Annotated in this window: 6 protein-coding genes; 4 read left to right on the top strand and 2 right to left on the bottom strand. The window is 43.0% G+C overall.

From position 1 onward, the window contains the following. The first annotated feature begins 1210 nt into the window (after positions 1–1210). The gene (locus AC438_RS06050) at positions 1211–3064 is read left to right on the top strand and encodes a glycoside hydrolase family 5 protein (protein ID WP_053980354.1); all 1854 of its coding nucleotides are present in this window, start codon (positions 1211–1213) and stop codon (positions 3062–3064) included. A gap of 289 nt (positions 3065–3353) precedes the next feature. Here the strand turns inward: AC438_RS06050 and gnd are convergent, their stop codons facing one another. Continuing rightward, positions 3354–4808: a decarboxylating NADP(+)-dependent phosphogluconate dehydrogenase gene (gene gnd, locus AC438_RS06045; RefSeq protein ID WP_053980353.1), complete on the bottom strand. Its 1455-nt coding sequence runs from the start codon at positions 4806–4808 to the stop codon at positions 3354–3356. A 540-nt stretch (positions 4809–5348) separates the two neighbouring features. On the opposite strand from gnd, the gene AC438_RS06040 reads away from it, so the two are divergent. The 3 genes from AC438_RS06040 to AC438_RS06030 all read left to right on the top strand — a co-directional run bounded on the left by AC438_RS06040 (position 5349) and on the right by AC438_RS06030 (position 11362). After that, complete coding sequence (locus AC438_RS06040; RefSeq protein ID WP_053980352.1) at positions 5349–5705, top strand: YibL family ribosome-associated protein; 357 nt, start codon at positions 5349–5351, stop codon at positions 5703–5705. A gap of 545 nt (positions 5706–6250) precedes the next feature. Next, positions 6251–8686: a glycoside hydrolase family 94 protein gene (locus tag AC438_RS06035; RefSeq protein ID WP_053980351.1), complete on the top strand. Its 2436-nt coding sequence runs from the start codon at positions 6251–6253 to the stop codon at positions 8684–8686. A 396-nt stretch (positions 8687–9082) separates the two neighbouring features. Then, a complete protein-coding gene (locus tag AC438_RS06030) occupies positions 9083–11362 on the top strand; it encodes an alkaline phosphatase (RefSeq protein ID WP_053980350.1) in 2280 nt (759 codons plus the stop codon). 241 nt (positions 11363–11603) lie between these two features. Here AC438_RS06030 and AC438_RS06025 read toward each other — a convergent pair whose 3' ends face one another. Continuing rightward, positions 11604–13361, bottom strand: a complete 1758-nt coding sequence (locus AC438_RS06025) for an alkaline phosphatase D family protein (protein ID WP_156317008.1) — start codon at positions 13359–13361, stop codon at positions 11604–11606. Positions 13362–13738: the final 377 nt, after the last annotated feature.

Genomic DNA, 13738 nt, shown 5'->3' with positions numbered 1-13738 from the left:
GTAACTATTCAGAGGTATTGAAATTGGACGCTCATTAATCATTGACTGAGCTACTCAAGCCATTCATGGTCGCTATACAAGCGCTATCGACAGTTTCCTGTACTGTCTAACCCTTCTTTCCCTGCAAGGCTCGACGCTTAAATGCCCAGAAAATAATCCATCAGCACCCTATCAGGTGATGTTTGTCAGTTGAGCTGAATAGTTACGAATAGCAATTCTAAAGAGGTAAAAGGGTGGATGGCGGTGAGGTTTTTTTGGGGGGAAAGTACTTAAATAGTGACTGAAAAATAAGTGAGATATTGGTGGTTTATCACAATAAGAGGCAAGAAAAATAAACGTAATAGCAGGAGCTAAAGAAGTCTCGCTAGCTTAAAATTTTATCACAGCTTAGGGGCGCATGCCGGGGCATGTAACGCTTTGAGCAACGCAGCAGAGGAAGCAGAAAACAAGTATTATTGGATAATGTATTTTTTCCTCGTCCCTTATATCAAGATAGGCGTCATTGCAGTGCTTTACCAAAAGCGCTGTACGATTTAGAGCTGTATTTCAAAAATTAGAATCTTGCCTTTACTCCGAAATCAATACTTTGCAATACTTTGGGGCACCCTAAAGCGACATGATTTGGGGCTTGAATTGCCCCTGTATCGTACAGTATGAAGATGTGAGCGTAGCGTTACGCCTAGTTGATGGGCTAAAAATGCACCGGCAGTATGCGCCTTGTAAGCTGTTTGCTGTCGTCATTTGCGCGGTAATTTTTTGGTGATAAGTGTAAAGTCATGGCATTTATAAAAATATATCACGTTGAAGTACTGATGTATTAGCGCATGCGTTGCTCGATGAGTGGTCAAAGGTAATTAAAAAAAGTGTGATTGAGTCTTATTTTTTGAAAATTAAAATAGCCCTTGTGATTTAGGTTGGCGCTCGCGAGTGCGGAATGAGTTAGTATCTGTATGACTATAATAAGTGTCAATATAACTATAATAAGTATCAATATAACTATAAGTATCAATATAACTATAAGTATCAATATAACTATAAGTATCAATATAACTATAATAAGCCCAGATGCCTCAGTGCGACACTTTTAAACGACACTGCGTTAATAAAGCTGCATGCAAAAAGCGACATCAACGCTGCGTTAACCCACTGAGTCTAACTTGTCGATATATGTGCATATAACGGGCTGACAGATCTTACTCAGGTGGAATGAATGAAGCAATCTTTTGGCCTTGCGCCACAAAAACTCTTATCGGTAATGCTTTTTGGTAGTACTTTAGCGGCCTGCGGCGGTGGTAGTACCACCCCTACGCCACCTACAGCCTCTAGCCAAGTTTCAGTATCTTCGGCGGCACCTACTAGCTCATCGGTGCCACCTGCGGTCTCCTCTGTTATTTCAAGCAGCTCTGTTGTTTCAAGTATCTCTGTTGTTTCAAGTACCTCTGTTGCTTCAAGCACTCCTGTTGTGTCAAGCAGTGTTGCTCCGAGTTCGTCTAGTCAGCCGCCGGTTGTTGTGAGTAGTATTGCCTCTAGCTCGTCGGTTTCTAGCGTGTCAAATTCAAGCATGGCAGCTTCTAGCGCAGGCAGTGCGGGTGTTGGGACTTTACTCGATAGTGATGGTACGTTTGCCAATGGGCAAGCGCTGTTTACTGGGAATATCGATGCTTCACTTAATGCTTCCTTTACATGGGATGGCGAAGTCAATGTCACTATCCCGACTACCTCTACAGAGACTTGGCATGCACAGTTGATCCATGCCATAGGGCTAACACAAGATGAGCAATACACTATTTGCTTTCGTATAAAAGCGAGTGCTGAGCGCACTATGGGCTTTAATATTGACCAAGGTGGTAGCCCTGGTTACGCCTCTTTACTCAGTACTGATGCTCAAGAGCTTGACCTTACAACTAGCTATCAAAATGTTAAGCACACCTTTACAGCGGTAATGACGGACACTTCAGCGCGTTTAACCATGAGTTTTGGTGTATTAGCGGGTAATGCTGTTGCCAACGTTCAAGTCGATGATATTGGTGTATACGCCGGTGCTGTATGTGGCGACCCAAGCCAAACCCCTGCCGTCGCCGTGGGTAGTGGTAGCGATAACATTGTGGGTGTACCCGCGATCACAACCGAAGGAAACCAAGTATTATTTGGTGGTCAAACGGGCAGTATTGCAGGCATGAGCTTGTTTTGGTCAAGCCATGGTGATGGCAGTAAGTTTTATAACCAAAATGTGGTTGAAAAATTATCTGGCGATTGGAATGCAAGACTTATTCGTGCGGCTATGGGTATTAATGAAGGTGATGGTTACTTAAATAACCCCGGTGCCAATAAAGCTCGCGTTGAAGATATTGTGCAGCAGGCTATTGCTAACGATATGTACGTGATTATTGATTGGCATACTCATGATGCCGAAGAGCATCCTGCTAACTTGGCTCCCGAGTTTTTTGCCGAAATGGCAACGACTTACGGCGCTAATAATCACGTGATTTACGAAATATACAACGAGCCTGATTGCTCTAACGGTCTTTCTGGTGCCAATTGCGGCTGGGATGAAAAAACGACGTGGGCAGAAATTAAAGCGTATGCGTTACCGGTGATCAGGGCTATTCGCGCTATTGACCCCGACAACTTAATTATTGTGGGTACGCCTTATTATTCACAATTTGTTGATGAGGCATCAGAAGATCCTATTGTAGCTGCCGACTTCCCTGATAATGCTGCGTATGCTGATAATATCGCTTATACCTTGCATTTTTATGCGGGCTCACATAAACAGCAAGAGCGTAACCGCGCGATTACTGCACTCAAAAATGGTATTCCATTATTTGTAACCGAGTGGGGTTCTGTCGGTGCCAGTGGTGATGGTGCGTTTGATAAAGCCGAGTCTGATACTTGGATGGAATTTCTTTACGACAATAATATCAGTCATGCTAACTGGTCTATTAGTGATAAAGCCGAAGGAGCCTCAATCTTAAAGCCTGGCTCTAATGGTGCTAATGGTTGGAATGAAAGTGACTTGACTGAAACAGGGCTATACGTAAAGGATAAAATTAAAAATTGGTAAGCTATTCATTATGATTAACTCAAAAGGGTCGCTAAGCAATTAGCGGCCTTTTTTGTTGTGATTAATTCTACTACAGCGCTACGTAAGAGAGTATTAAGCAAGCGAATATCAGGGTTGCTCAAAGTTAGCTTTAAAGTCATTAAGCGGTGTTGAGCCTGTCATATAGTGATGTTATTTTTATGCTATTGGGCGCATTGCCTGTGTAATAAAAGCTGTTTTTTCTTTAGCGCTTTAATACTTGCCTGCTAAAAAAAAGGAGCCTTAAGGCTCCTTTTTACATGACTTAAACTTACGCATTGTAAGTCGAAGAAGAAGTGTCGCCGCCACGGCCTGTCCAATTGGTGTGAAAGAACTCGCCGCGCGGTTTGTCGATGCGCTCATACGTGTGAGCGCCGAAATAGTCGCGTTGCGCTTGCAGTAAATTAGCGGGTAAGCGTGCGGTGCGGTAACCATCAAAGTAGTTGAGCGCCGCCATTAAACACGGTGTTGGCACGCCGTTGGTAATGGTGGCTACCGCTACGTTACGCCAGCCTTGCTGTGCTTTGGTGATAATGTCGTTAAAGTAATCATCGAGTAGTAAATTGCTAAGTTCAGGGTTTTTATCAAAAGCGTTTTTGATGTCGCCCAAGAAAGCTGAGCGAATGATGCAGCCGCCGCGCCACATCATTGCAATACCACCGTAATTTAAGTTCCAGCCAAACTCTTTAGCCGCTTCGCGCATTAAGGTGTAACCCTGTGCGTAAGAAACAATTTTAGAGGCTAAGACAGCTTGACGAAGGTCTTCGATAAATGCTGTTTTGTCGCCTGTAAAAGATTTTGTTGGGCCGGTCAATACTTTGGAGGCTGCAACGCGCTCGTCTTTTAATGCCGAAATACAGCGCGCAAATACCGATTCAGCAATTAAAGTTAAAGGTACACCCAAATCAAGGGCGATAACGCCAGTCCATTTACCCGTCCCTTTTTGGCCGGCAGTATCTAAAATCTTTTCAACTAATGGCTCGTCGTTTTCATCTTTATACGCCATGATATTGCGAGTAATTTCAACCAAGTAAGAATCAAGCTCAGTCTTATTCCAGTCGGCAAATACACCGTGAATTTCATCGGCACTCATACCAACGACTTCTTTCATGACTTGGTAAGCTTCACACAATAACTGCATGTCTCCATACTCAATGCCGTTATGAACCATTTTGACAAAATGACCAGCACCGTTTTCACCAACATAGTCACAGCAGGGAGAGCCGTCTTCGACCTTAGCTGAAATATTTTGGAAAATAGGCTTGATAGCTTCCCACGCTTCTAATGAGCCACCAGGCATAATTGATGGGCCTGTTAATGCACCTTCTTCACCACCAGAAACCCCTGCACCTACAAAATGAATACCTTTTTCGCTTAAGTATTTTTCGCGACGGATAGTGTCAGGATAATGCGTGTTGCCGCCATCAATAATGATGTCGCCTTCGTCTAGTAATGGAATTAACGACTCAATCGTTGCGTCAACAGGGGCGCCTGCTTTTACCATAATCATAATTTTGCGTGGTTTGGCCAAAGATTGAACCAACTCTTCGATAGAATAAGCCCCGCGAATGCTTTGACCGGCTGCACGGCCTTCGACAAAGTTCTTCACTTTTTCGGTAGAGCGGTTGTAAGCCGTAACGGTGAAGCCCTTGCTGGCCATGTTCAACACGAGGTTTTCGCCCATAACGGCAAGGCCGATGAGGCCGATATCTGATAATTCTTTCATAATGGTCCGAAGGTGCCTTTGAGGAGGGTGGATTGTTGTGGTGCAAATGAGTGCACGCGCTGTGTTACTAGGAGTAAACGCGAGTAGCGACTACCCAAGAAGCCGGTGCTCACGGCCTACCCGACGGGCAAAGAAGATACCACTTTTTGACACACGAGGGAATTCCAGCACTCTGTAAAAGGGGGTTTTTCACTGTATTTTAGGCTTTAGTCTGCACTTTTTAATGAACATGGTGCTGTTAAGTTTGTATCGGTGGTCCTATCTTGTCGCTTTGCGTGACTTCTCGTTATCATCAAAATACGCCTCGACATCATCAAACTACACCTCGACAAAATATGCCCTGATAAAATGTGTAGTTATTTAATGAACGATAGATCTAAAGTAGCGAGGCGATGTTTGGATCGCTGCCTTGTTATTTCATCATTTAATGATCACAGGCTAAGGCGAGTGGCGCGTGTAAATGTTAAGCTGCTCGCTTTTTAAGGTAGGTAATAGCAGCCGTTCACATTGCTATATCGCCGTCTCCATTATGAGTACATTATGAATTTACAACAGGCCCTACAAGATTTAACCAACCGTCTCGATAAAGCGCGTCGCAAGCATGCTGCCGCCACGTTGCGCGAAGATATCCCTATGATTCGGCAATTTGAGCGCGATATTAAAAAATATGAATCAGAATTGGCAGCTCACAAGGCGCTAAAGGCACGCGAAACCGGCTCAAAAGCACAAAGTATTAAGGCAATGCCTTTTAACCGTGCACTCACCAAACAAGAGCAAGCCGACATGGGCAAGCTCAAAAAGCAAGTGCGAGGCATTGTGGTGGTGCATCCACTCACAGCGGTAGGCCGAGAGGTGGGCGTGAGTGTTGTAACTGGCTTTGCGCCTAAAGCCTTTTAATGAGTGAATGTATCAGCTATTGGCGTTGACTCTCATTAAAGCCGACTCGGTATGAGTCGGCGAGAGTATTGCTTGGCCGGACCCTTAGTTTTTAGTCAAGCTGAAAAATTTCACCTGATAGCGTGCTGAAGGATTCTTTTCTGGGCATTTAAGCGCTGGGAGTACTCATGTAGCGCTTCTGTAGTGCCTATGGGTGGCTTGAGCGGCCCAGGCAATGATTCAGAGCGCCCAATCTGTGCGTCTCTATATAGTTACGGTTGAATAGCTACGATTTTTTTGAGAGAAATTTGCCTGATAATTGCGCCATTCGTCGCCTAATAGTCAAATTGCACTTAAGTTTTTTGCTCTAAGCACGATTAGGCCATTGCCGCGCATATTCGCATCCTTTAAAGTAGCGTCGTTATTCATGGGTGTGTCAGGTTTGCGCCTATATTCATCGCCAGCCTCGCATCAAACACGCTAAGCTGTGTTTGTTCTTGGTGGCTTGCCTTAGGGCTTTCTTCTTTCTTAATTTATACTTTGAGTATAAAGCTACGGAGCTATTTATGAAGTTTGGTCATTTTGATGACGCTGCTCGCGAGTATGTGATCACTAACCCACGTACACCTTATCCTTGGATTAACTACTTGGGTAACGAAGATTATTTCTCCTTGGTATCGAATACCGGCGGTGGTTATACTTTTTATAAAGATGCTAAATTCCGTCGCTTAACCCGCTACCGTTACAATAACGTACCGGTTGATAATGGCGGTAAGTACTTTTACATTAATGACGGCGGCGATGTTTGGAACCCCGGTTGGAAGCCCACCAAAACTGAGTTAGATAACTACAGCTGCCGCCACGGCATGAGTTATACTAAAATCGCTGGTGAGCGCAATGGTATTGCCGCAGAAGTCACTCAGTTTATTCCGTTAAAAAGCTGGTGCGAAGTTCAACGTGTTAAGCTTAAAAACACTACCACTGAGACGAAAAAATTCAAATTCTTCTCATTTATTGAGTGGTGCTTATGGAACGCAGAAGATGACATGCAAAATTTGCAGCGTAATCTCTCAACCGGTGAAGTCGAAGTAAAAGGCTCCACCATTTACCACAAAACCGAATTTAAAGAGCGCCGTAACCATTACGCTTTTTACAACGTTAATGCCCCCATTGATGGCTTTGATACAGACCGCGACATTTGGAAAGGCACTTACAACGATTTCGATCGCCCTGATGCTGTATTTGAAGGTAAGCCACGTAACTCTGTAGCACACGGCTGGTCACCTTGTGGTTCACATTATATCGAAGTTGAGCTAGCCCCAGGCGAAGAAAAAAGCTTTGTCTTTACTTTAGGTTACATCGAAGTCGAGCCAGAAGATAAGTGGGAAAGCAAAAATATCATCAACAAAGCTCCAGCCGAAGCCTTAATGGCGCGCTTTGATACCGATGAAAAAGTGGATGCTGAGTTACAAAAATTAGCACAATACTGGGAGGGTTTGTTGAGTACTATTCAAGTGGATACTGGCGATGATCGCATTGATCGCTCGGTTAACATCTGGAATCAGTACCAGTGCATGGTAACCTTTAACATGAGCCGTTCTGCTTCGTTCTTCGAAACAGGCATTGGCCGTGGCATGGGCTTCCGTGACTCTAACCAAGATTTGATTGGCTTTGTGCATCAAGCACCTGAACGTGCGCGTGAGCGCATTATCGATATTGCTTCTACTCAATTTGAAGATGGCTCGGCTTATCACCAGTATCAGCCACTCACCAAGCGTGGTAATGCTAACGTAGGTGGCGACTTTAACGATGATCCGTTGTGGTTAATTCTTTCAACCACTGATTACATTAAAGAGTCTGGCGATTACAGTATCCTTGATGAAATGGTACCCTACGATAACGACGACACTAAAGCGACCACGCACTTCGAGCATTTGAAGCGTTCGTTTATGCATACTGTTAACAATTTGGGCCCGCACAACTTGCCGTTAATTGGCCGTGCCGATTGGAACGACTGTTTAAACCTTAACTGTTTTAGTGAAAATCCTAACGATTCATTCCAAACCACCGGTAACAAAAAAGGCTTTACTGCAGAGTCGCTAATGATTGCTGGTCAATTTGTACTTTACGGTAAAGAGTTTATTAAGCTCTGCCAAGATATTGGTAAAACAGACGAAGCCGCCGCTGCACAAGTGCATGTGGACAACATGATTGCAGCTGTTAAGAAAGACGGTTGGGATGGCCAGTGGTACTTGCGTGCCTATGATTACTACGGCAAAAAAATCGGTAGTGAAGAAAACGAAGAAGGTAAAATCTTCATCGAGTCACAAGGTTTTTGTGGTATGGCCGGTATTGGTCTTGAAGATGGCATGGTTCATAAGTCTATGGATGCGGTGAAAGAGCACTTGGATACTGATTACGGTATCGTATTGCAGCAACCTGCGTTCACTAAGTACTACATTGAATACGGTGAAATCTCGACCTATCCACCAGGTTACAAAGAAAACGCCGGTATTTTTTGTCACAATAACCCATGGATTATGATTGCAGAAACCTTAATTGGCAACGGCGATCGCGCATTTGATTACTGGGCCAAAATCACGCCGGCCTTTTTAGAAGATATCAGTGATTTACATAAAGTAGAGCCTTACGTTTACGCACAAATGATCGCCGGTAAAGATGCCTTTACACCGGGCGAAGCCAAAAACTCTTGGTTAACCGGTACAGCAGCATGGAACTTTGCGGCCATCACTCAGTACATTCTAGGCGTTAAACCCGATTATACCGGTCTTGGTGTAAACCCTTGTGTGCCTAAAGAATGGGATGGCTTTAGCTTTACTCGTAAGTTCCGTGGTGCAACGTACAACATTGTTGTCACCAACCCCGATCACGTGAGTAAAGGCGTCAAGTCTTTAATCGTCAACGGTACCGCGGTAGAAGGCTGTGTAGTGCCTACTCAGCCCGAAGGCACTACGGTTGATGTGCAGGTTGTCATGGGTTGATTATTTAACGCATTTTAGAGAGTATTTAAAACCCGCTTCGGCGGGTTTTTTTATGGGTGGTATTTTAATATTATTTTATCATGATGATCATTTAGTCATAATTAATTTGTAAATAATTAGTTATGCGCATTTTGCATACGTATTCATCTGGCTTTGATTTAAATAAATATGCTCTGCTGTGCAATATCCGTAATTAAAAATAAAGTGAATAGTTTTAATTATTTGATACGTTATTTTTACATTTCGGTAGAGTTAATAGCCGCTTATATTGTGGTTGCTAAGCTTTTTACTGAATATTGTACGGCCGAGTATCATGAACTTGTCATATTGCAGTTGTAGTTTTTAAATGCCGATAAGCTGAAGTTCTGAAGCGAAATTTATTTTAAAGAGAAGACTATGAAAATCATTAATAGAGCTAAAAAAATAGCCTTTTTAGCTATTGTAACGAGCATAGCGGGTTGCTCTGATGATACTAAAACAGAATATGTAGAAGTGATTAAAGAAGTTGAGGTCGAGGCCGATACAGTCGCAGGTGAATCTATTGTCAGTAGTATTGATTTGGGCCCATTTAAATGCTCTGCGCAAGAGTTGTCCGAGAATTCGGAAAAGGATTGCCGGCTATACATTAAAGGTTCAATGAATAGCTGGTCATCACGGCCAGAAGCGCAATTGCATTATCAAGGTGACGGTAAGTATATTGCTTTATTTAGTATGCAGCCTGGATCTTATGCTTTTAAAATTGCCGACTCGGATTGGAGTCCCGAGCGCGATTTGGCCATTGGTAAAGAGGTATCAAGCGAGGTGCAATTTGATACGGCCATGGAGCTACAGCGAAAATATGATGACTTTGAAAATCAGAATATGGATATCACAGTGACAGGTGATGAAGATCAAGTTTACCGTTTTACCTTGGATGCCTCGCAGGGCATTAATACGCCGAGTTTATTGATCGAAAATATTAGTGCTACCGATGCCGATAACCTGTCTCAACCCTTGTATTTAGTAGGCACTTTTAACAACTGGAGTCACTCTAAAGACACTGAATTTGTCTATAAGGGTGCGGGCACGTATGAGGCTGTCGTTAATTTTTTAGAGGCTAGGACTATTGCGTTTAATGTGCATCAAGGTGATGAGACGCCTCTGGTTTATGGTTCGCTAGATAATAAACACATTAATTTACAGGAATCGATATCGGCTTTGACGGCGTTTCCTGGGGGAAAAATGTCGGCTAAGGTAACAGCGGGTAGCTATGTGTTTAGTGTGTCGGTGTTGGGTGAGCGGCAGCAAGCCATACCGCTATCGATGAAGAAAATAAGAGCGGTAGCTGGCCATGACACTATTACTGGGGTCAATGTGGCGACAAGCCTCACGGCTGATGGTAGTTATGCTGCTGAGACTTATCATTGGGTTGCCCAAGGTGATATGAATGTGACACTGACTAATGATGCCACTCAAGCGCCTGCCACTAAGCGCCAACTGGCGAGTGCTGAGGGCGTGGGCCGTTACAGCGTAACGCTGACGACCAATCAAGAGACTCCGTTAGCGGCAAGTGCGGGACACGATGTAGATGTTATTGCGCTTGAAAAAGCGAATAATATTATTTTGATGATTGGCGACGGTATGGGGTACCCACAAATAGCGGTAACCAGTGCGTATAAGGGTGAGGCGTTATTTTTAGAGTCTGGCAAGCACCGCGGTGATATTAAAACCGCTAGCGCAGATACTTTAGGCCATGAAGATTTACCTGAGATCGGTGCGCATTATTATACCGATTCTGCAGCAGCGGCATCGGCCATGGCCACGGGCCGTAAAACTAATTCGGGGACTATTGCGCAAGCGCAGCCAGGCGACGGATCTAATTTAGAGACAATTTTAGAGTATGCTCAAAGCCTAGGTAAATCGGTGGGGATTGTTGCCACATCGCACTGCGTGCATGCTACGCCAGCAAGCTTTGCCGCTCACGGCCCTAGCCGAAATGATTTTGCGGCTTTATCGGCCAGTATGTATGGTGAGGTTAAGCCGAACGTGACCCTATGCGGCAGTAAATTAGTTGATCAGGTTGATGTAATTAGTACCGAAGCAGAAAAAGCAAATTATACCCTTGTTAAAAACAAAACAGACTTGGCAACGGCTTTAACGGCGCTGCCTGCAACAGACCCAAAAGCTGAAATATTGTTCGCAGGCATATTTGGCGAAAATGAAATACCCTATGTTCTGGCCAATGAAAATCAAAAAAGCTATGAAGCGCAAGATATTCCGCAACTGAATGAAATGGCCGCCGCAGCGATTAATATTCTATCCAAAAACCCTAATGGTTTTGTATTGATGATCGAGGGCTCGCAAATTGATTTTGCTGGTCATATTAATGATACGCAGCGTGTTATTTATGAAACGCTAGCGTTTGATAAAGCAGTTAAAGAAGTCGTTACTTGGGCTGAGCAACGTACCGACACGATGGTATTAGTGACAGCAGATCATGAAACTGGTGGCTTACAACTGAGTAAAAGTAATGGGGCTGGTAAAGTACCTGAGGTGACTTGGCTATGGGGCAGTCATACCAATGTTGATGTGCCTATTGCCTCGTGGGGTCATATTAATACGCATGCTTTTGTTGGGCGCACGGTAGAAAACACGGCTATTTATAACGTGATGCGTGGCGCCTTAGATGCGCAATAAATAAAGGACAATTTATATCGCTTGGGCTTAGTGCTACAAAGCATTAAGCCCTTTTTGTTCTACTTTATGAATTTTGATTTTACGATAATAATATAGCTCTTCAGTATTCTTATGTATAAAAAATATCAGCATGTAATCACCATACATTTAATTATTAAATATATGGTGATTTGCTAAGCATACTTATTGCGGTAGTAGATCAAAAATTTTATACGCTACACAATATACCTAATACTATTTTTTAAAAATTAATGATCGTAGAGGTGATTTCTTGCGTTTCGGTTTGTAGTGATAGCTTAATTGTGCCGTTAGTCCAGTCAATATCAATTTGCCCGTAATTACTCCCTGATTTATTAATAATATGACGATCTGCTGTAGATACACGGCTTAAATTATTTGGTACCTTACCCACTTGTCCTGTTGGGGTAATTGCCCCCTCGGGGGCGCAATTACCCCACGCGCCTGCAACGCCTTCACCACGGTTATTGACTTGGGTATAGCACCAAGGTGTATTTTGACCTTGAGTAATACAGCTATCATAGGTTCTACCTGAAGCTTTAAAAGGTAGCTTACAGGTTTTACGATAATCACCGTCACCTTTATCATCAGCCCAAATACGTAAGCGGTTAGGGTTGGGAATATCATAGGGCCAGTTTTGACCAAAGCCCGATGCTGTGATTTCGTATACTGTGGCTTGGGGGCCATAAGTGGTGCTGGCAGGAATTGATTTTTCTAATAACTCTCCCCAATGTTGATCACCACTGACAAAAATAATGTGTTTTGCCTTACCACTATTAATCGCCTTTTGAGCTAGTCGTAATAGCTTTTCTCGTTGTTGTGGTATTTCTGCCCATGATTCATAGCGTGTACCCGAATCATTGCTTTCATTTAAGCTATTAATAGCGGCATTAAATCTTTGACCATTACCATAAGCGCAATAACTATTTAAATTGCGCTTGCGATGTAGCGGCGGTAATACCTGAATGCCTGAAGCGATTATTTTTATTTGTGAGGGTTTTTCTAATTCCTGCTCTAACCATGCCCATTGCGCATCACCCAGTACAGTAGAGTTGTCGCCTTGGCAGGTGCCATAATTTCTAAAAGTAGGTGATCGAAAATAGCGTGCGTCAAGCATAATGGAATGTACCTGTTTGCCGCTAGGTCCTTGCATTACAGCGCTATAAATACCTTCTTGCTGGCTATAGCGAATATCAGAGGTGGGAATATCAAAATGGCGCAAAAATTGTTGCTGGCTTTCTTTGCGCTTGCTGTAGTTATTGCCGGCATTGTTAGCACCAAAATCATGATCATCCCATGTGGCTAATACTGGAATCTTAGCGTTTAAAAATTTCTGATAATCGCGGTTTTTCTTTTTGTTGTCATATTTATCTTGCATTACATTCATATTGGTGGTGTCTGCATAGATGTTATCACCTAACCACATAAATAAATCGGGCTTAGATGCTATGATGCGGCTCATGGCTTGACTCATGGTGCCTTGGGTTTTAAAGCATGACCCTACAGCAACTCGTTGTATTAATTCGCTTTCTTGCGGTTGAATATGCGATAAAAAATCTGTGATTTGATCATCCATTCGACAGTTTTCTCGATTGCTGCCATTACTGTCGGTGTAGCACCAAAAATCACCGTAAGCTTGGGTGCTGCACCCGTGAAAAACTTCGGAACCGTATTGGCTTGTCGCCGAGCATTGATTGCCCGATATGGTTATTTGCCGAGGAATGGTTTCTTCGCGTACATTACCCCAGTTGCTACCATTGACAGGGCTTTTTAAGTAACACCATTGTGTGTTGCCGTTATCTTTATTGGTTGTCCCCTTATATTGATTGCCTCTATAGCTAAAAGTTTGTTTACACTGTTCGTAATGAACTTCGGGTGCGGCTAAAGTTGGTAGGCTAAATAGGGTTGCTATAAAAACGAATAAATGTGTGAGTGACTTTATGGGTTTGATGTTTTGACGCGAAAAATATCTTAATGTCATGAAGGTGCCCTTTTTTAGTTAATAAAAATGAATGCACACGATAGCGATCATATATGACTAATTTCTTAAAGTTATAAAATTTAATCATAAAATTAATTAATAATAATCTCTATGTAATATATTTTTTGAGTAGTGCTAGGGCGCTGCTAAAAAATAATGGATTGCATCAAGCAGGGGTGTAGAGCTTGGGGTGGCAGTTAGAATTTTATGAGCTGTAGCGCTCTAAAATTTTATCTTTCATTCGATGGCTAAATAATTTTTTATTAAAAACTAACGGTTGCAAAAGGCAATGATTTTTTATGATAAAGAAAATGTAACTATTCAGCAGTGCTGGAATTGAGTACTAATGAATCATTGTCTGGGCCGCTCAAGCCATC

This window comes from Marinagarivorans algicola (genome assembly GCF_001292705.1).
Lineage (GTDB): Bacteria > Pseudomonadota > Gammaproteobacteria > Pseudomonadales > Cellvibrionaceae > Marinagarivorans > Marinagarivorans algicola.
Note: the sequence above shows the minus strand (reverse complement) of the source record. Positions and strands in the feature narration are given on the sequence as shown.